This window comes from Thalassobellus sediminis, from assembly GCF_044386045.1.
GTDB classification, from domain to species: domain Bacteria; phylum Bacteroidota; class Bacteroidia; order Flavobacteriales; family Flavobacteriaceae; genus Thalassobellus; species Thalassobellus sediminis.
Map to the genome: position 1 here is coordinate 2,032,979 of NZ_JBISCD010000040.1, position 19,060 is coordinate 2,052,038.

Annotated in this window: 20 protein-coding genes; 16 read left to right on the forward strand and 4 right to left on the reverse strand. The window is 29.4% G+C overall.

Annotated features, from left to right (window positions below; genetic code table 11):
* Positions 1-3: 3 nt before the first annotated feature.
* On the reverse strand, positions 4-456 hold the full coding sequence (locus ACH5TW_RS15530; RefSeq protein WP_439337415.1) for an LEA type 2 family protein: 453 nt from the start codon (positions 454-456) through the stop codon (positions 4-6).
* Between the two features lie 153 nt (positions 457-609).
* On the opposite strand from ACH5TW_RS15530, the gene prmC reads away from it, so the two are divergent.
* From prmC to ACH5TW_RS15545, 3 genes are all read left to right on the forward strand, one after another.
* Positions 610-1,473: a peptide chain release factor N(5)-glutamine methyltransferase gene (gene prmC, locus ACH5TW_RS15535; protein WP_439337416.1), complete on the forward strand. Its 864-nt coding sequence runs from the start codon at positions 610-612 to the stop codon at positions 1,471-1,473.
* Positions 1,466-3,463, forward strand: a complete 1,998-nt coding sequence (ligA, locus tag ACH5TW_RS15540; RefSeq protein ID WP_439337417.1) for an NAD-dependent DNA ligase LigA — start codon at positions 1,466-1,468, stop codon at positions 3,461-3,463. Before prmC ends, ligA begins: the two co-directional genes overlap by 8 nt.
* 87 nt (positions 3,464-3,550) lie before the next feature.
* The gene (locus ACH5TW_RS15545) at positions 3,551-4,258 is read left to right on the forward strand and encodes a hypothetical protein (RefSeq protein ID WP_439337418.1); all 708 of its coding nucleotides are present in this window, start codon (positions 3,551-3,553) and stop codon (positions 4,256-4,258) included.
* Here ACH5TW_RS15545 and ACH5TW_RS15550 read toward each other — a convergent pair.
* The 3 genes from ACH5TW_RS15550 to ACH5TW_RS15560 form a co-directional block, all read right to left on the reverse strand.
* Complete coding sequence (locus ACH5TW_RS15550) at positions 4,255-4,638, reverse strand: DoxX family protein (RefSeq protein ID WP_439337419.1); 384 nt, start codon at positions 4,636-4,638, stop codon at positions 4,255-4,257. The two genes, ACH5TW_RS15545 and ACH5TW_RS15550, sit on opposite strands and share 4 nt — an antisense overlap.
* Before the next feature lie 72 nt (positions 4,639-4,710).
* Positions 4,711-5,622, reverse strand: a complete 912-nt coding sequence (locus tag ACH5TW_RS15555) for a bifunctional metallophosphatase/5'-nucleotidase (protein ID WP_439337420.1) — start codon at positions 5,620-5,622, stop codon at positions 4,711-4,713.
* 1 nt (position 5,623) lies between these two features.
* Positions 5,624-6,361 (reverse strand): 5'-nucleotidase C-terminal domain-containing protein, encoded by a 738-nt coding sequence (locus tag ACH5TW_RS15560; protein WP_439337421.1) that lies wholly within the window; start codon positions 6,359-6,361, stop codon positions 5,624-5,626.
* A gap of 82 nt (positions 6,362-6,443) precedes the next feature.
* On the opposite strand from ACH5TW_RS15560, the gene ACH5TW_RS15565 reads away from it, so the two are divergent.
* From ACH5TW_RS15565 to ACH5TW_RS15625, 13 genes are all read left to right on the forward strand, one after another.
* Positions 6,444-6,971 (forward strand): DUF6913 domain-containing protein, encoded by a 528-nt coding sequence (locus ACH5TW_RS15565; RefSeq protein ID WP_439337422.1) that lies wholly within the window; start codon positions 6,444-6,446, stop codon positions 6,969-6,971.
* Positions 6,964-7,842: a 4-hydroxy-tetrahydrodipicolinate synthase gene (dapA, locus tag ACH5TW_RS15570; protein WP_439337423.1), complete on the forward strand. Its 879-nt coding sequence runs from the start codon at positions 6,964-6,966 to the stop codon at positions 7,840-7,842. Before ACH5TW_RS15565 ends, dapA begins: the two co-directional genes overlap by 8 nt.
* A 1-nt stretch (position 7,843) precedes the next feature.
* Positions 7,844-8,767: an ion channel gene (locus tag ACH5TW_RS15575; protein ID WP_439337424.1), complete on the forward strand. Its 924-nt coding sequence runs from the start codon at positions 7,844-7,846 to the stop codon at positions 8,765-8,767.
* Between the two features lie 107 nt (positions 8,768-8,874).
* Positions 8,875-9,702, forward strand: a complete 828-nt coding sequence (locus tag ACH5TW_RS15580) for an outer membrane protein assembly factor BamD (protein ID WP_439337425.1) — start codon at positions 8,875-8,877, stop codon at positions 9,700-9,702.
* Between the two features lie 12 nt (positions 9,703-9,714).
* Positions 9,715-10,044: a DNA-directed RNA polymerase subunit omega gene (locus tag ACH5TW_RS15585; RefSeq protein WP_439337426.1), complete on the forward strand. Its 330-nt coding sequence runs from the start codon at positions 9,715-9,717 to the stop codon at positions 10,042-10,044.
* 9 nt (positions 10,045-10,053) lie between these two features.
* A complete protein-coding gene (gene coaBC, locus ACH5TW_RS15590; RefSeq protein WP_439337427.1) occupies positions 10,054-11,265 on the forward strand; it encodes a bifunctional phosphopantothenoylcysteine decarboxylase/phosphopantothenate--cysteine ligase CoaBC in 1,212 nt (403 codons plus the stop codon).
* Positions 11,258-12,145, forward strand: a complete 888-nt coding sequence (gene porD / locus ACH5TW_RS15595) for a type IX secretion system protein PorD (RefSeq protein ID WP_439337428.1) — start codon at positions 11,258-11,260, stop codon at positions 12,143-12,145. The genes coaBC and porD overlap by 8 nt, the downstream gene beginning before the upstream one ends.
* A gap of 64 nt (positions 12,146-12,209) precedes the next feature.
* Positions 12,210-13,862, forward strand: a complete 1,653-nt coding sequence (recN, locus tag ACH5TW_RS15600; RefSeq protein WP_439337429.1) for a DNA repair protein RecN — start codon at positions 12,210-12,212, stop codon at positions 13,860-13,862.
* Positions 13,863-13,970: 108 nt separating this feature from the next.
* Positions 13,971-14,789: an enoyl-ACP reductase FabI gene (locus tag ACH5TW_RS15605; RefSeq protein ID WP_439337430.1), complete on the forward strand. Its 819-nt coding sequence runs from the start codon at positions 13,971-13,973 to the stop codon at positions 14,787-14,789.
* Between the two features lie 64 nt (positions 14,790-14,853).
* Positions 14,854-15,861: a glycosyltransferase family 2 protein gene (locus ACH5TW_RS15610; RefSeq protein ID WP_439337431.1), complete on the forward strand. Its 1,008-nt coding sequence runs from the start codon at positions 14,854-14,856 to the stop codon at positions 15,859-15,861.
* A complete protein-coding gene (locus ACH5TW_RS15615; protein ID WP_439337432.1) occupies positions 15,858-16,820 on the forward strand; it encodes a CdaR family protein in 963 nt (320 codons plus the stop codon). Before ACH5TW_RS15610 ends, ACH5TW_RS15615 begins: the two co-directional genes overlap by 4 nt.
* Positions 16,817-17,401 (forward strand): dephospho-CoA kinase, encoded by a 585-nt coding sequence (coaE, locus tag ACH5TW_RS15620; RefSeq protein WP_439337433.1) that lies wholly within the window; start codon positions 16,817-16,819, stop codon positions 17,399-17,401. The genes ACH5TW_RS15615 and coaE overlap by 4 nt, the downstream gene beginning before the upstream one ends.
* Positions 17,402-17,481: 80 nt before the next feature.
* Positions 17,482-19,059, forward strand: a complete 1,578-nt coding sequence (locus ACH5TW_RS15625) for a sensor histidine kinase (protein ID WP_439337434.1) — start codon at positions 17,482-17,484, stop codon at positions 19,057-19,059.
* The last annotated feature ends 1 nt before the right edge of the window (position 19,060 follow it).

Consider the following 19,060-nt stretch of genomic DNA (forward strand, 5'->3'; position numbering starts at 1 on the left):
TTGTTATTTAATTTTAATAGTTTCAGTTTCGTCTACATTATATCTATATGAAAAACCAAAAACTTTATAAACAATATCACCTTTATATTGTACTTTTATTTTTCGACTGAATAAACTTCCTAGTAAACCGCCTAAATTTTTATTACTAAAAATGCTGTCGGTTGGAATATTAGCTTTTAAAGGAATTGAAAATTCTTTTTTAGCAGGGACATCGAAGCTTTTTGTAGAAACGGAAGCCATTTCATTGTCGTTTACATAAATTTTTATTTCATCAGTTTTTAATTCACCTCCAATATCATTAGGGTTTAAAAAATGAGCATCAGCGGTAACGCTTATGTTTTTTGATGTAGACTCTAAAACTTTAATGTTATCAACGTTTATAAATTGAGGTTTTTCTTCAACCGAGCAGTTAAAAAAAAGAATTGATATTGTTGATAAAAATATAAGTCGTTTCATCTGGTGTTTTTTAGATTTAAGTATCTTCACTTGTGTAAAATTAGCATTTTTAGAGTTGGTAAAGATACTATAGTTATTCTAAAAATTAAGGTCGCATAAAATCAAAAAGAGTTGTTGTTAGGGAGTATTAAAAACAGCAATAGTATTAGACTCATGAAATTAAAAGATATACAAAATACGTTTCATCAAAAATTAGATACTCTTTATGAAAAAGAGGAGGTTGATAATTTCTTTTATATTTTAATTGAAGAGTGTTATAATGTTTTAAGATTGCAGTTGGCTTTAGATTTAGATTATGATGTTCAAGATATACATAGGATTTTCAATGCTCTAAATTTATTAGAAGAAGAAAAACCTATACAATATATATTAGGAGAAACAGAATTTTACGGATTACCATTTAAAGTAAATGAACATACTTTAATACCTCGACCAGAAACCGAGGAGTTGGTTGAATGGATTATTAAAGAATATAAAAATTATAATTCTGAAATCAGAATTTTAGATATAGGAACAGGAAGCGGTTGTATAGCTATAGCTTTGGCTAAACAATTAAAGTGTGCAAAAGTGTATGCGCTTGATATAAGTAAAGATGCTTTAAAAGTAGCTAGAAAAAATGCAGAATTAAATGAAGTAGATATTGAATTTATTGAAGCAGATATTTTGAATATCGATGAATCTTTGTTTGATTCTGAATTTAAATTTGACATTATTGTGTCAAATCCGCCTTATGTTAGAGGTAAGGAGAAAGATTTAATGAAAGCAAATGTTTTAAATAATGAACCCCATTTGGCATTGTTTGTAAAAGATGAAAATCCGTTACAGTTTTATAAAATCATTACAGATTTTGCTATTGAAAAATTAAAAGAAAGTGGCCAATTATTTTTTGAAATTAATGAGTTTTTAGGGAAAGATATGATTCGACTGTTACTTAAAACCAATTTTAAAAACATTCAGTTAAAACAAGATATCTTTAAAAAAGATAGAATGATTAAAGGAGAAAAGAATAATGAGTAATATTAAAGAGCAAATACAAGCTTTACGCGAAGAATTGCGTGCGCATAATCACAATTATTATGTTTTAGATAATGCAACAATTTCTGATTATGATTTTGATATAAAGTTAAAAGAATTACAAGCGCTTGAAGCAAAGTATCCTGAATTTTTTGATGCAAATTCTCCGTCACAGCGTGTCGGAGGAGAGGTTACTAAGAATTTTGAGACTATTCCGCATGAGCATCGTATGTATTCTTTAGATAATTCATATTCAAAAGAAGATTTACAAGATTGGGAAACACGTATTAAGAAATTAGTAGACGGTAATATTCAATATACTTGCGAGTTAAAATACGATGGCGCTTCTATTAGTTTAACCTATGAAGCAGGGGAATTGGTTAAAGCTGTAACACGAGGTGATGGCTTTCAGGGAGATAATGTAACGGCTAACATAAAAACGATTAAGTCGGTGCCATTGCAATTAAAAGGCGATTATCCACCAAAATTTGATATTAGAGGTGAAATTGTTTTGCCTTTTGATGGCTTTAATAAAATGAATGAAGAACGGATTGAAATAGGTGAAGAACCTTATAGAAATCCTAGAAATACAGCGTCTGGTAGTTTAAAGTTGCAAGATAGTGCTGAAGTTGCTAAACGTCCTTTAGAGTGTTTGCTTTATAATTTAACAGGATCTAATTTGGGAATTAATTCTCAATTTGATAGTTTAGAAAAGGCAAGACAATGGGGGTTTAAAGTGCCAGAAGCTGCTAAATTGACTCATTCTATTGATGAAGTTTTAGAATTTATAGATTATTGGGATACGCACCGACACAATTTGCCTTATGAAACCGATGGTGTTGTTATAAAGGTAAATAATTTACAGCAACAAGAAGAGTTGGGATATACAGCTAAAGCCCCGCGTTGGGCTATGGCATATAAGTTTAAGGCGGAGCAAGTCTCTACGCGTTTAAATAGTATTACTTATCAAGTAGGTAGAACGGGGGCGATAACGCCTGTTGCAAATTTAGAACCAGTGGAGTTAGCTGGAACTACAGTAAAACGTGCGTCCTTACATAACGCCGACCAAATTGAAAAACTAGATATTAGAGTAGGTGATGAAGTGTATGTTGAAAAAGGCGGTGAAATTATTCCTAAAATTTTGGGAGTCGATTTAACTAAGCGACCATTAAATTCTGAACCTACACATTATATTGAAAATTGTCCTGAGTGTAACACGCTTTTAGAAAGATTAGAAGGCGATGCAAAACATTTTTGTCCTAACTATAACGGTTGTAATCCGCAAATAATTGGTCGTATTCAGCACTTTATATCCAGAAAAGCTATGGATATAGATGGTTTGGGAGGAGAAACAGTGGCGCTTTTGGTTAATGAAGGTTTGATTAAGGATTATTCAGATTTGTATGAGTTAACTAAGGAGCAGGTAGTTCCTTTAGAGCGTATGGCAGAAAAAAGTGCCGATAATTTGATTAAAGGTATTGCTGCATCTAAAAACATTCCTTTTGAGCGTGTTTTATATGCTATAGGCATTCGTTATGTGGGAGAAACTGTTGCTAAAAAATTAGCGAAGCATTATAAAAGTATCGATGCTATAGCTACTGCTTCACAAGAGGCTCTGGAAAATGTTGATGAGATAGGAGTTAAGATTGCTGAAAGTGTTGTAGCATTCTTTGCTTCAGAAGAAAGTGTGTCTATAATTAATAGATTGAAAACATTTGGAGTTCAATTAGAAATGTCTGCAGAGCAACTTATCGGGCAAACAAATATTTTAGAAGGACAGTCTATAGTAATTACTGGTGTATTTGAAAGTATTTCTAGAAACGAACTAAAAAAACTTATTGAAGATAATGGAGGTAAGGTAAGTAGTTCTATTTCTTCAAAAACAAGTTACATTGTTGCTGGTAATAATATGGGGCCTAGTAAAAAAGAGAAAGCAGAAAAATTGAATATTTTGCTTATTAATGAATATGAATTCTTACAAAAAATAGAATAATTAAAAAAAATAATCGATAAAAAGCATATTTTTATCGTTTAATTGTGATTTTTTTTTATATTTGTGCAGTAACCATAAATAGATGTTATGTACAAGTCAAAAATCTTGGTAGGTTTATTAATACTATTTTATATAGTATTTGTGTTTTTTCAGTTTAAAGGCCAAGTAACATTAGCTGAATATTTTGATGCGGTTTTAGTGCCTATCATTGCTTTAGCTTATTTTTTGTTTGTTAAGCGTAAAACTTTATTCTTTTCACTTTTTTTAGTATTATTTTCTATTTCAGATTTAATGATTTTTATTGTTAATCATGTTTATTATGAAATTTATTATTATGTAGGTAATTCATTGTATATTTTGGCTTATGCTTCTTTGTTTTTGGAAGTTTGTAAATCAATTTGTGTAATTCATGTTCTGAAAAATTATAAAATACATTTAATTGTTTTGATGGCATTAAGCTTTTATATAGTATATGTTTTGCAGGTTATAGTAAATCCATATGTAGAAATGACAAATGAATATTATGTAGAGTTGATATATAATATAGTTATGTTAGTGTTTTTATCAGCATCTTTATTAAACTTCTTTTATAGAGATAATAGAAAATCGTTATACTTATTTATCGGGGCGCTATGCATTGTTTTTTCAGAAGTAATTTGGGTGGCTTATACATATATTTCATCAGGTTCTTTGCTTAATATTATTTCGGGAACACTATCTCTATTGGCTTTTTATTTTTTCTATAAACAATCTAAGCTTTTAGATGAAGATAAAGAAGAAATAGTTCTAAGTTAATCTAATTTATTTATAAAAGGAATGTCTTTTTTGTAGATGTAAAGTATATTCAAAGAAAGTATAAATGTTACAACAGCAGTTGTAAATAAAATGCCACCATCATTTTTTGTTTGGATTCCTAAGGTTGTTAAATGCATAAAGATGGCACCTCCAATAACTCCAATAGTTAATAATGCTCCAACCCAAACAGTTTTTGGTATGAGTAGCATAATGCCTGCAATTAATTCTAAAATACCAATTCCAATCCTGCCATAAGGCTCTAATCCAATTTTGCTAAAAATATAAACACTATCTGGGTGGGCTGTGAATTTAAAGCGCAATGTTTGAATAAGTATAACTGCTACAGTAATTCTAAGTATTAATGGAATGTGCTTTTTCATTATAGAATTTTTTGTGATTTATAAATATTATGTCGCATAAAATTATAATAGCTATCAGTTTAATAAAAAAAATTAAACAATAATAGCTTCACCATTGGCAGATTTATTATTGTTAGTATCAAAATAAAAATCGATTCTTCCTAAATTTACTCCATAACAACCTACTTGATTTACTAATACATTCTTTTCTTCTAGGTTTTTTACAACTGTAGGTTTTAATAAAAAGGTATGGGTATGTCCTCCAATTATTAAGTCAATATTTTTAGTAACTGCGGCTAATTTTAAATCGCATATTTTATTAGGTTTCTTTTTTTCATAATATCCTAAATGTGAAAGACAAATTATTAAATCGCACTTTTCTTCAGTTTTTAAAATGCGTGTCATGTCTTGAGTTATTTCAATAGGATCTAGATACTTTGTTTCTTTACTCAATTCGGGAAGAACTAATCCATTTAATTCAATACCTAAACCAAAAACACCTATTTTAATATCGTCTTTTATAAAAATCTTATACGGTTTAGTATGAGTATCTAATATCGTGTTTGAAAAATCATAATTTGCTGTTACAAATTCAAATTTTTTATGTGGAAATTGGGCAAATAAACCATCAATACCGTTATCAAAATCATGATTCCCAATAGTTGCGGCATCGTATTTTAACATACTCATTAATTTGAATTCAAGCTCTCCACCATAATAATTGAAGTAAGGTGTGCCTTGAAAAATATCACCAGCATCAAATAAAAGTGTGTTAGGGCTTTCCTTTCTAATAGATTCAATTAAAGTAGCGCGTCTAGCAACCCCTCCTTTATTAGCATATTTTCCATCCTCAAAAGTGTCAATATTACTATGTACATCATTAGTGTGTAAAATAGTGATTTTTTTAATTTTTTGAGGTGCTGTAAAAGATTGTAAGCCTAAGCTACTAAGAGTTAATAATGCTGTTCCTGTTGTAGCGTGTTGTATAAAGTCTCTTCGTCTCATTTTAATTTATAATTTGAATAAATCTATCATCTCTAGCAGTTTGCAAGGTGTCTATCTTTATAAAATTATCAATCAAAGCATTTCTAATTTTATAGTTTAAAACATATAAACTATCACTAGGTTTAAAAAAAGTCATGCCATCACCACCGTTATATAAATAGTCGTTACTCGCAACATAATATATTTTATTTGTTTCAACTATATGATCATTTATTCTATAATTAATTAAGTTAAAATCTTTATCAATGGATAGTTTAAGTTTCGATATTGGATGAGCTTCTCTAGATTTAACTAAGTATGAAACAAGATTTTTAATTTGAAATCCTTTCATAGCCACTACCACAATACTGTTTTCAAAAGGCATTATTCTGTATGCTGTATTAATTGTTATATCCCCCTTCGAAATAGAAGAGCGTATACTTCCATAGTTTAGTATAACCATATCAATGTCTTTACCCGTTCTTATTTTAAATATAGGGTTAGCTTCTTTAAAAACAGCATCGGCTAAAAAGTTACCAATTGCAGTATTTAATTTGTTATCAGTTTTAGAATAGTCTTCTTTTGAATATGCTAAAACACTATCTATTTTCTTTTGTAGGTTAGCTCTGTAAGGTTTTATGAAGTTCTCAACTTCAGAATTTAAGGATAAAGAATCTGATACAGATATTTGGTTTCCTTCTATTTTTTTTACATGATAAGTATCTTCTTTACAGTTAAAAAAAAATAAAATATTTAACAAAAAAAATAAATGTGTGAACCTCATGCTTTAAGCTGATAATTTGAAAGTACTTTTGTTACCTTTGCGCAAAGTATAAAGGTAAATGATTTTTAAAGGTTTTAAGGAAAAATCTAATAAAAAGTACTTAAACAATTTGTTATCTAAAAGACAATTAAGTGTTGTTGATAATAAGATTGATAGTTTAGGTGTTATCTTAAATATTGATGAAACTGCCGATTTTGAAAAGCTTAGAAATTTAGCTGATTATTTAAAAATTAGACCAAATAAGCTCAAAATCATAGCCTTTTCTTCTGGTAAAATTAATGATTTACACACCTGGGATACGTGTTTTGGTTTTAAGGACTTTGGATGGCAAGGTGTTGTTAAAAATGTTGAACTTCAATATTTTTTAGATATAGAGTTTGATGCTTTAATTAGTTTTTATGAAGAAGATGTTTTAGAACTGAAGATGCTTACTGCTAAGTCGAAAGCTAAATTTAAAATAGGTGTTTTACAAGTAGACGAGCGTTTAAATGATTTAATTATTAAAACCAGTTTAAAAGAATTTAACGTATTTAAAAGTGAACTTTTTAAATACTTAACTATATTAAATAAAATCAAAAATGAATAGTAAGTTTTTAGGAACTGGAGTTGCTTTGGTTACACCGTTTAAATCAGATTTAAGTGTAGACCATGAGGCATTGACAAATATTGTGAATTTTAATATTGAAAATGGCACTGATTATCTTGTGATTTGTGGTACTACTGGAGAAAGTGTAACCATAACGAAACAAGAAAAAAAGGATGTTATTGCTACCATTTCTAAAGCTAATAATGGTCGATTACCAATGGTTCTTGGAATAGGAGGTAACAATACGATGGCTGTTATTGAAGAAATTAAAACTACAGATTTAAGTAATATAGATGCTATTTTATCGGTTTCTCCTTATTATAGCAAACCAACTCAAGAAGGAATCTATCAACATTTTAAAGCTATTTCTGAAATATCTCCAGTAGATGTTATTTTATATAATGTGCCTGGTCGTACCTCAAAAGGTATGGATACGGAAACAACATTAAGATTGGCTCATGATTTTAAAAATATTATTGCAGTTAAAGAAGCAGGTAATAATGTTTATAATTATTTGCAGTTAATAAAAAATAAACCAGAAGATTTTTTAGTTATTTCTGGAGATGACGACTTGGCTTTAGGTATTGTTTTAGCTGGAGGAGCAGGCGTTATTTCGGTGATTGGTCAGGCGTTTCCTAAAGAATTCTCAAATATGATTCGTTTAGGGTTAAATGGTGATGCAAAAGAAGCGTATAAAATTCATTATAGATTAGTTGATGTTATCGACTATATCTTTGAAGAAAATAATCCTGCCGGAATTAAAGCTGTTTTTCAAGCCTTTAACTTATGCCAAGATACTGTTAGGTTGCCTTTAGTGCCTGCGTCAAATCAATTGAAACAAAAGATACAAGATTTTGTAAAAACATTTTAGTTTGGCAAAAAAAATAAAAGATCCAGGTTTAGGAAATGCATCATCGCTAAATGCAAAGCGTATGATGAATTCTAGCGGGGCTTTTAATATACAATATGTAAATAAATCAGCTAGATTTTCTGAGGCATATCACTATTTGGTTAATATATCCTGGCTACAGTTTTTTGTATTAACTTTTGCAGTAGGGTTTTTTATAAATTCGGTGTTTGCAATTATATATCTAGTTATTGGTATAGAAGAAATTATTCCTACAACTGGTAGCATTGCTCACGATTTTTTAAATGCTTTTTTCTTTTCAATGCAAACGTTTACAACGCTAGGGTATGGCTCAATGTCCCCTGGTGGTATTGCAAGTGGTATTGTATCTTCAATTGAGGCTTTCATAGGTTTAATGTTATTTGCCTTTGCAACAGGGCTAATTTATGGTCGTTTTTCAAAGCCAAAAGCAGCTGTAAGGTTTAGTAAACATATTGTTTTAAGGGATTTTAACAAAAACAGGGCGCTCATGTTTAGACTTGTTAATAATCGAAAAACAACCATGATTCGTCCTAAAATAGCGGTTACTTTATCTCTTACGATAAAAAATAGTTTAGGGAATTATGAAAATAATTTCTATACGCTTAAATTAGAAAGAGATACTATAAGTTACTTGCCAACAACATGGACAATTGTTCATGAATTAGATGAAGAAAGTCCGTTATTTAATTTTTCTAATGAAGAAATAATTAAAATGCATGGTGAATTTATAATAATGATTAGTTATTATGATGAATCTTTTAACCAAGAAGTACATCAAATGCATTCTTATGTTTTGAGTGATGCACTTTCAGATTTTAAATTTAAAAAGGCTTACTATTACAATGATAACGGAAAATTGGTTTTAGATTATAAACTTTTTGATGCTGTAGAATCATTTAAAAGTTAAATATTACTTAATCCTTAGTCTTAGTATAATACAACAAGTATTTTAGCATTAAAATATATTTTTAAAATCCATATTAATAACTTAATTTTGCACACTGTTTTATATTTATGAAAAATTTATTTTATATATTATTAACATTAACTGTTTTAAGCTCATGTAGCGAATATCAAAAGGCTTTAAAGTCTGAAGATATTGCAACAAAGTTTAAAATGGGAGAAGAATTATATAAAGAAGGTAAGTTTGCTAAGGCAAATAAGCTTTTTGCTTTAATTGTGCCTAATTATAGAGGAAAACCACAAGCCGAAAAATTAATGTACTTGTATTCTAATTCATTTTTTCAAATGAAAGACTACTATGTTGCTGGTTATCAGTTTGAGCGTTTTGCTTCTAGTTATCCAAAAAGCGAAAAGTTAGAAGAAGCTTCGTTTTTAAGTGCAAAAAGTTATTACATGCAATCTCCTGTTTATAGTAAAGATCAAACAGAAACTAAAGCTGCTATAGAAAAGCTTCAAAATTTTATTAATTTATTTCCTAATTCTCAATACATTGGTGAAGCAAATAAGTTAGTTAAAGAACTTGACTTTAAGTTAGAGAAAAAAGCCTTTGAAATAGCAAAGCAATATAATAGAATATCAGATTATCCTGCATCAGTAAAATCGTTTAACAATTTTGCTTTTGATTTCCCAGGTTCTTCTTTACGCGAAGAGGCTTTATTTCTTAAGCTTGATTCTGCATACAAACTTGCTGTTAATAGTTTAGAAGTAAGAAGAACTCCTAATGGAATTGTTCCTTTAAAATTTAATCGATTAAATGAAGCCAAGGAATATTATGAAGTATTTAAAAGTACTTATGCAAACTCTACTCATATTGAAGAAGTAGAGGAAATGGGTGCGACATTAGAGGAAGAAATAAAAAAATACAGTGCTAAAAGTTAAATAACAATTATAATGGATTTAAAGAAAACCAATGCTCCAGTTAATACTGTAACATACGATAGAAATCAAATTGACGAGCCAACAGAGAACATATACGAGTCAATTTCAATAATTTCTAGGCGTGCAGAACAAATTAACACAGAGATTAAAAAAGAACTTATCGATAAGTTAGAAGAATTTGCTACTTATAATGATAGTCTTGAAGAAATCTTTGAAAACAAAGAGCAAATTGAGGTATCTAAATTTTATGAAAAATTACCAAAACCTCATGCTTTAGCTGTTCAAGAATGGCTAACAGACAAAATTTATTTTAGAAATACTGAGGAAGAAACTCAAGAATAATTTTTTAAAATGTCAATACTAAGCGGCAAAAATATACTACTTGGCATCAGTGCTGGTATTGCCGCTTATAAAACTGCTTCATTAGTAAGGTTGTTTGTTAAATTAGGTGTTAACGTAAAAGTCGTTATGACGCCTTCTTCTAAAGAATTTGTAACACCTTTAACCTTATCAACACTTTCAAAAAACCCAGTATATTCTTCTTTTGTAAATGAAGATGATGACGAAGCTGTATGGAATAGCCATGTAGATTTAGGACTTTGGGCAGATTTATTTATTGTGGCTCCAGCTACAGCAAATACGATGTCTAAAATGGCCAATGGCGTTTGCGATAACTTATTATTAGCAACATATTTATCTGCAAAATGCCCCGTGTATTTTGCACCTACAATGGATTTAGATATGTATAAGCATTCATCTACTTTAGCTTCTTTTGAAAAACTAAAATCTTTTGGTAATATTGTGATTCCTGCTACAAGTGGTGAATTAGCTAGCGGATTGGTAGGAGAGGGCAGAATGGCAGAACCAGAAGATATTGTAACTTTTATAGAGAACGATATTTTAAAAAAGCTCCCGTTACGCGGAAAAAAAATACTTATTACAGCAGGGCCTACTTACGAAGCTATAGATCCAGTACGTTTTATTGGGAATCATTCTAGTGGTAAAATGGGCTTTGAAATAGCTAAAGCTTCTGCTAATCTAGGTGCTGAGGTTGTTTTAGTTTCAGGACCAACTTATCAAAAAGTAACACATAGTTTTATTAAAGTTGTCCCAGTAACAAGTGCCCAAGATATGTATAATGAAGCTCATGAGTATTTTAATGATGTTGATGTAGCTATACTTTCTGCAGCTGTTGCCGATTATAAACCAAAAGAAGTTGCCTCTCAGAAAATAAAAAAGAAAGATTCTACGTTAACTTTAGAGTTAGAAAAAACAAAAGACATTTTAGCTTCTTTAGGAGCTATAAAAAAACAACAATATTTAGTAGGTTTTGCATTAGAAACTAATAATGAACTTGAAAATGCAAAAGGAAAATTAAAAAGAAAGAATTTAAATTTAATTGTTTTAAATTCGTTGAACGATAAAGGTGCTGGATTTAAAGGCGATACTAATAAGGTTACTTTTATTGATGATAAAGACATGGTGACTCAATTTGAGTTAAAGTCTAAAGCAGAAGTTGCAACCGATTTATTAAATAAAATTATAAAAGAAATAGATGCGTAATATTTTAGTTATTTTATTGTTTTGCATTGGAGTTTCAGGTGTTTCGCAAGAATTAAATTGTACGGTAGTTGTAAATGCACAACAAACCGGAAATGAAAACTTTCCTATTTTCAAGACTTTACAAAAGCAATTAAACGAATTTGTAAATAATACTAAGTGGACCAATAAAACTTTTGCCGCACAAGAGCGTATAGATTGTAGTATGGTTATAAATGTGGTAAGTTATAGTGGCGAGTCATTTCAAGCATCGTTACAAGTACAATCTTCAAGACCTGTTTATGGCTCTTCTTTTACAACTCCTGTTTATAATTTTAATGATAAAGATTTTAATTTTAGATATTTAGAATTTCAAAATTTAATTTTCAACCCTAATCAGTTTGAATCTAATCTAATATCTGTTTTATCATTTCATATTTATATGATTTTAGGTTTAGATGCCGATTCTTTTTCTTCTAAAGGCGGTGATGCTTACTATAAGCAAGCTCAAATAATTACGAACTATTCACAACAAGGTAATTTTTCTGGATGGAAAGTAGAAGATGGGTTGCAAAGTAGATTTGCCTTAATAGATAACATATTATCACCAACATTTAAAGAGTATAGAGATGTTATGTACTCATATCACAGAGATGGACTTGATGTTATGAGTGATAATATAAAACAAGGAAAGGAGCAAATAGCATTGTCTGTTTTAAAGTTTAAGGCAATGAATAGTAGAAGACCTAATTCATTTTTATTACGTACCTTTTTTGATGCCAAAGCTGATGAAATTGAACAAATTTTTAGCGGCGGTCCTAATGTTAATATTACAAGTCTAAAAGAAACACTTCAAAAAGTTGCGCCAATGCATAGTAGCAAATGGCAAAACATTACGTTTTAAATTAAAATATAATTAAAACACTTTCACTATATTTATTTTCATAATTTTAATGTCATAAAAGATTTTGCTAACATCACTTTCTATAAAGAATTACGCGTTAATCGATCATCTTCAAGTTAATTTCAACGAAGGGTTTTCAATAATTACTGGAGAAACAGGCGCTGGTAAATCTATTTTACTAGGAGGGATATCTTTAGTTTTAGGAAAACGAGCCGACTTAAGTAGCTTAAAAGATACCACACAGAAATGTGTTATTGAAGCTGTTTTTAAAGTGTCTAATTATAATTTAAAGTCGCTATTTGAGGCTGAAGATTTAGATTATGAATCTCAAACCATTATTCGCAGAGAGATTTTGCCTTCCGGAAAGTCAAGAGCATTTGTAAACGATACACCAGTTAAATTAAATAGTTTGCAATTGCTGGGAGAACATCTCATAGATATTCATTCGCAACACCAAACTTTAGAACTTACTAGCAACGATTTTCAATTTCAAATTATTGATGCATTAGCAAGTAATGATGCTGTTTTAGAAAATTATAATTCAGAATTAAAAATTTATAAAAAGCTTCAAAAAGAGTTAAAATCACTTCTAGAATTTCAATCTGAAGCTATAAAAGAACACGATTATAATTCGTTTTTATTAAATGAACTAATTGAAGCTAATTTGATTAATGGTGAATTAGAAATACTTGAGGAAGAATATGAAACCTTAAACAATGTTGAGAGCATAAAGGAAAAATTATCTGAAGCTTATCAATTATTAAGTGAAGAGCAAATAGGGGTTTTATCAAGTTTAACATCATTAAAGAACCTTTTTCAAAAACTTTCGGGATTTTCTATAAAGTATGAAGATTTGTTTAACAGAGTAAACAGTAATCTTATTGAAATGGACGATGTATTTACTGAGGTTGATACATTACAAGAAAATTTAGATGCAGATCCTGTTAGATTAGAAGTTGTAGATGCAAAACTAAAAGTACTTCATAATTTAATGCAAAAGCATGTAGCAGCAAATGTTTCAGAATTAATAATAATAAAAGAAGCTTTAGGCGAAAAAGTATCAGTTACTGAGAATTTAGATGGTACTATTAAAGAGAAAGAAGAAGAAATAAAAGGAAAGGAAACCGTTTTAAATAAAATAGCTAAAACAATTCATAAAAACAGACAAGAAGTTATTCCTCAATTAAAACAACAATTAGAAAGTGTTTTAGCAAGTTTAGGAATGCCAAATGCGCAGTTTAAAATAGACATTGTTCTTGGTGATAATTTTTTAACCAACGGAAAAGATGATTTATCCTTTTTGTTTTCTGCTAATAAAGGCGGACATTTTAACGAACTAAAAAAAGCAGCATCTGGAGGAGAATTATCAAGAATTATGTTAGCTATTAAATCGATGCTTTCAAATTATATACAACTCCCAACCATTATGTTTGATGAGATTGATACAGGAGTTTCAGGAGAAATATCAAATAAAATGGGTGATATTATGTTGCATATGAGTAAAACGATGCAGGTATTTTCTATTACTCATTTGCCTCAAATTGCAGCCAAAGGGCATTCGCATTTTAAAGTGTATAAAGAAGATGTTAATGAGATCACTCAAACTAATTTAGTGAAGTTAAATCACGATGAACGTATTGTAGAAATTGCTCAAATGTTAGGAGGTTTAGATGCATCTTCATCAGCTATTGCTCACGCTAAAGAACTACTGAATTGAAAAAAAATAAAACTTAAAAATTATAAGTTAAAAGTTTAGTACTTTTGCCCTCAATATTAGAATTGAGTTTTTTAATTAATCAACTAAGAAAGATATAAAATAACCAATATGTCATATAATTTATTAAAAGGAAAAAGAGGAATCATTTTTGGAGCATTAGATTCAAATTCAATTGCTTGGAAAACAGCAGAACGTGTTCATGAAGAAGGCGGACAGTTTGTATTAACAAATGCACCTGTAGCAATGAGAATGGGACAAATTAATGAGTTAGCAGAAAAAACAGGTTCTCAAGTTATTCCTGCTGATGCGACTTCTTTAGAAGATTTACAAAATCTAGTCGATAAATCTCAGGAGATTTTAGGTGGTAAAATTGACTTTGTATTACATTCAATTGGAATGTCTATAAATGTTAGAAAAGGAAAGCACTATACAGATCAGAATTATGACTGGACACAAAAAGGAACCGATGTTTCTGCTATGTCTTTTCATAAATTGATGCAAACTTTATATAAGTCTGATGCCATGAATGAGTGGGGAAGTATAGTTGCTTTAACATATATGGCAGCACAACGTGTATTTCCTGATTATAATGATATGGCAGATAATAAAGCGTATTTAGAAAGTATTGCTCGTAGCTTTGGGTATTTCTTTGGACGCGATAAAAATGTACGTGTAAATACTATTTCGCAGTCACCAACACCAACTACAGCCGGTAGTGGCGTAAAAGGTTTCGATGGTTTTATTGCTTACGCAGATAAAATGTCACCACTTGGAAACGCAACAGCTTTAGATTGTGCAAATTACACAGTTTCATTATTTAGCGATTTAACAAAACGTGTTACATTACAAAACTTATTCCATGATGGAGGTTTTAGTAACATGGGGGTTAGTGATGCTGTAATGAGTACTTTTATGGGAGAAGAATAAAATTCTTTAAAATATAGAAAACTAGCCACCTTTAAAACGGTGGCTTTTTTGTTACATTTGTGTTATGCAATTACAATTTTCTTTTATTATTCCGGTTTATAATCGTCCAGACGAAACACAAGAACTTTTACAGAGTTTTGAAGCGTTAAAAACGAATACCGATTATGAAATTGTTATTGTAGAAGATGGGTCTTCTGTATCTTCAGAAACTATTGTAAATAGCTTTAAATCTAAATTAAATATATCGTATTTTTTTAAAGAGAATTCAGGACCTGGAGATTCTAGAAACTTTGGAATGCAAAATGCAAAAGGGAATTATTTTATCATTTTAGATTCCGATTGTATTCTGCCAGAAAACTATTTAAGCGAAGTAGAAAAGAGTTTAAAACAAAACTATGTAGATTGTTTTGGAGGGCCAGATGCAGCTCACGAATCGTTTACAAATCTTCAAAAAGCTATTAATTTTTCTATGACATCGTTTATTACCACAGGCGGTATTCGTGGTAATAAAAAAAGTGTTGATACTTTTCAGCCAAGAAGTTTTAATATGGGCATTTCTAAAGAAGCCTTTGAATCTTCAAAGGGATTTGGACGTATTCATCCTGGAGAAGATCCCGATTTATCTATAAGACTTTGGGATTTAGGATATAAAACAAAGTTAATTCCAGAAGCTTTTGTATATCATAAACGACGCATTTCATGGAGTAATTTTTATAAACAAGTCAATAAATTTGGTTTGGTACGCCCTATATTAAACAAATGGCACCCTACAACTAAAAAATTAACATATTGGTTTCCTTCGCTTTTTACTTTAGGTTTTATAGCGGCAATTCTATTATTTTTTCTTAATTTCAAATGGTTGTTATTAGGCTATGCATTCTATTTTTTATTAGCTTTTGTTGTAGCATTACTAACTACCAAAAGCATTATAGTTTCGTTTTTTGCTTTAATAGCTATTTGGGTTCAGTTTATAGGGTATGGCTACGGGTTTATAAAATCTACTTTTGCTATTTCAATATTAAATAAAGACCCCGAAAATTATTTTCCAAATTTGTTTTTTAAATTGAAATGATAAAAAAAATTAAATCAGACATACTCGCTTCAATAAAGAATAAACGAATTAATGTATTCATTTTGTTTTTATTGTCGTCGTTTGTTATTTTAATATTTACTAAACTTTCAAAAGATTATGCCAATACTATTGTTTTTAAAATAAACGAGGTAAATGTGCCTCAAGAAAATGTTATACTAAATGACTCTAATAATGTTCTCGCAATTACATTAAAAACACACGGTTTTAAATGGTTAGATTATTATTTTTCTAAGCCTAAAATAGAAGTTGATTTTAGTAAAGATGTTTATAAAAAAGATTCAGTTTTTATTTGGAGTAAATCAAAGGCATTTTTAAACAACACACAGTTTGATAAAAATGTAGAAATATTAAATATGTCTCCCGATACTTTAATGTTTCGTTATGATGTTAATTTGATAAAAAAAGTTCCTGTAAAGCTTAATGCAAACATTGAGTTTACACCAGGTTATAATGTTTCAGAAGCTTATGTGATAGATCCAGATTCTGTTCAAATTATTGGTCCAAAAGTTATAGTGGCTAAAATAAGCAAGATTGAAACAGATTCTATTTATCTGTCAGATATTAGAACAAATTTATTAGAAACTATTCCATTAAAATTACCAAATAACAATAAAGAGTTAAAGTTTACTGCTACCAATATTGTGTTAAAGGCTTCAGTAGAAAAGTTTACAGAAGGCACATTAAAAATACCCGTGAATGTTATAAATGTTCCTGCTAATATGAATTTGAAGTTTTTCCCAAAAGAAGTAAACGTCTCTTATTCGGTAAGTTTAAGTAATTTTAATGCTATTAATACTACCAGTTTTAAGGTTGTGTGCGATTATAATAAATTGTCAAACAGTCAGTCTGTATTAATCCCAGAGTTAGTTAAGAAACCAAGGCTTATTAAAAACGTAAAAATTAACCAAAAACACATTGAATTTATAATAACAGAATGATTATAGTAGGATTAACAGGAGGTATAGGAAGTGGAAAAACTACAGTGGCTAAAGAGTTTGAGCAACTAGGGATTCCTGTTTATATAGCCGATGAACAGGCTAAAAAACTCATGGGAAGGTCTAAAATAATTAAAAGAAAACTCATGCAGTTGTTTGGTGTCGATGCTTATATTAATGATGCGCTAAACAAACTTTTTATAGCTAATATTATTTTTAATGATAAGACCTATTTGCAAAAAATGAATGCCATTATTCATCCTAGAGTAGCAAAACATTTTCAAAAATGGGTAGCAAAGCAAGAAGCACCATATGTTATAAAAGAAGTGGCTATTCTTTTTGAAAATGAAGGTTATAAACAATGCGATTTTGTAATAACGGTTACAGCTCCAATAGATTTAAGAATTAAGCGTTTACTAAAGCGTGATAACACTACTGAAGCTAAAATTGAAGCCATTATGAATAATCAATTGACAGATGAAGAAAAGATAAAACGTTCTCATTTTGTTATTGAAAATATCTCCCTTGATAGCACTAAAGAACAAGTGATTAAAGTGCACAATAAGATTCTTAAAAGTTTGTAATAAATAACCAATTTTAACATTTCTGTTAATGTAAGGTTAAAACGTAAGTAGGCTAAATGTTAAAATGTTAATTTTGAGCAATGAGCAAAAGAATTTTTTTCCTATTAGTAGTATTAATGAGTTTATCTCTTATAGGGATAATATCAATTCAAGCTTATTATATTGGAGATTCTGTAGTAAACCAAAAAGAACGCTTTAAAGATAATGTCAAAAAAACGTTAAGTTATGTTTCTAATAAGTTAGAGGATGATGAGTTAGACAGATATTTAGAAGGTTACCAGAGTTTAGATCCTGAAGAAAAAGAAGATTCAACTGCGGTTTCTCAATTATTTATTTATCAGAGAAATAAGAATACTAATGAAACTGTTATTTATTCTCAAAGTATTTTTGAAGAAAACTTTAAATTATCATCTTCAATATTAGAAGCAGGATTTGATACTGATACATTAAATATTAAAAAATTCACAGGTAATTCTAAGTTTGAAAAATTCAAGAATCCAGATTTCGAAGACAAAGATTTTAAGCAGAGTGCAATATCGAGAATTATTAATAGTGGTCCATTATTAGAAGAACAGGCAAGATATTTAAAGAAAAGCTTTAAACAAATTTTGAAATCAGAACTAATTTATAGAAGAATTTCTGAAGATGAAATAAAAGCTTTGCTATCAAAGAAGTTAAAAGAGAATAACATAGACATCCCTTATGAATTTGCTATTTATAGTAACGACTTAGCAACAAAAGTGCAAAGTGAAAATTTTGAAAATGATGTAGAATCAACTTTTAGTACACCCATTTTTTATGATGAAAACAATCAAACACCATATAAGCTTTTAGTTAATTTTCCTGGGGATAGCAGATTTATTTTATCATCTGTAATAAGAATGATTTTGCTATCAATCGTTTTTACATTAATAATAATTATAGCTTATACGAGTTCATTGTATCAATTAATTAAGCAACGAAAAATATCTGAAATAAAAACAGATTTTATAAATAACATGACGCATGAATTTAAAACACCAATAGCTACTATAAATTTGGCTTTAGATTCAATTAAAAATCCTAAGATTATTGGTGATAAAGACAAAGTTTTGCGTTACCTTAACATGATAAAAGAGGAGAATAAACGTATGCACGCTCAAGTTGAAAACGTTTTGAGAATCTCTAAATTAGAAAAGAACGAATTAAATATTAGTAAGGATAGAGTTGAGCTTCATGACTTAGTTATTGATGCCATTACACATGTAGAGCTTATAGTAGAAGATAGACAAGGCTATATAAAAACATTTTTAGACGCAGAGAAATCATCTATTCTAGCAAATGAAACGCATTTTACTAATGTTATAGTCAATATTTTGGATAATGCAATAAAGTATTCTCCAGAGGCACCAAAAATAGAAGTTTATACCGAAAATATTGGAAACAATGTTATATTAAAAATAAAAGATTATGGTAGCGGCATGAGTAAAGCCGCGTTAAAACGTGTGTTCGAAAAATTTTATAGAGAACATACCGGAAATATACACAACGTAAAAGGGCACGGTCTGGGTCTTGCGTATGTGAAAAGAATTGTAGACGATCATCAAGGTCATGTGTCTGCAGAGAGTGAAAAAGATAACGGAAGTACATTTACAATTAAACTTCCAATAATAACATAAC

What these genes read in the sequence shown, in the direction of transcription:
- ACH5TW_RS15530 (WP_439337415.1), bottom strand. Translation starts at nt 456, where the DNA reads ATGAAACGACTTATATTTTTATCAACAATATCAATTCTTTTTTTTAAC.
- prmC (WP_439337416.1), top strand. Translation starts at nt 610, where the DNA reads ATGAAATTAAAAGATATACAAAATACGTTTCATCAAAAATTAGATACT.
- ligA (WP_439337417.1), top strand. Translation starts at nt 1,466, where the DNA reads ATGAGTAATATTAAAGAGCAAATACAAGCTTTACGCGAAGAATTGCGT.
- ACH5TW_RS15545 (WP_439337418.1), top strand. Translation starts at nt 3,551, where the DNA reads ATGTACAAGTCAAAAATCTTGGTAGGTTTATTAATACTATTTTATATA.
- ACH5TW_RS15550 (WP_439337419.1), bottom strand. Translation starts at nt 4,638, where the DNA reads ATGAAAAAGCACATTCCATTAATACTTAGAATTACTGTAGCAGTTATA.
- ACH5TW_RS15555 (WP_439337420.1), bottom strand. Translation starts at nt 5,622, where the DNA reads ATGAGACGAAGAGACTTTATACAACACGCTACAACAGGAACAGCATTA.
- ACH5TW_RS15565 (WP_439337422.1), top strand. Translation starts at nt 6,444, where the DNA reads ATGATTTTTAAAGGTTTTAAGGAAAAATCTAATAAAAAGTACTTAAAC.
- dapA (WP_439337423.1), top strand. Translation starts at nt 6,964, where the DNA reads ATGAATAGTAAGTTTTTAGGAACTGGAGTTGCTTTGGTTACACCGTTT.
- ACH5TW_RS15580 (WP_439337425.1), top strand. Translation starts at nt 8,875, where the DNA reads ATGAAAAATTTATTTTATATATTATTAACATTAACTGTTTTAAGCTCA.
- ACH5TW_RS15585 (WP_439337426.1), top strand. Translation starts at nt 9,715, where the DNA reads ATGGATTTAAAGAAAACCAATGCTCCAGTTAATACTGTAACATACGAT.
- coaBC (WP_439337427.1), top strand. Translation starts at nt 10,054, where the DNA reads ATGTCAATACTAAGCGGCAAAAATATACTACTTGGCATCAGTGCTGGT.
- porD (WP_439337428.1), top strand. Translation starts at nt 11,258, where the DNA reads ATGCGTAATATTTTAGTTATTTTATTGTTTTGCATTGGAGTTTCAGGT.
- ACH5TW_RS15605 (WP_439337430.1), top strand. Translation starts at nt 13,971, where the DNA reads ATGTCATATAATTTATTAAAAGGAAAAAGAGGAATCATTTTTGGAGCA.
- ACH5TW_RS15610 (WP_439337431.1), top strand. Translation starts at nt 14,854, where the DNA reads ATGCAATTACAATTTTCTTTTATTATTCCGGTTTATAATCGTCCAGAC.
- ACH5TW_RS15615 (WP_439337432.1), top strand. Translation starts at nt 15,858, where the DNA reads ATGATAAAAAAAATTAAATCAGACATACTCGCTTCAATAAAGAATAAA.
- coaE (WP_439337433.1), top strand. Translation starts at nt 16,817, where the DNA reads ATGATTATAGTAGGATTAACAGGAGGTATAGGAAGTGGAAAAACTACA.
- ACH5TW_RS15625 (WP_439337434.1), top strand. Translation starts at nt 17,482, where the DNA reads ATGAGCAAAAGAATTTTTTTCCTATTAGTAGTATTAATGAGTTTATCT.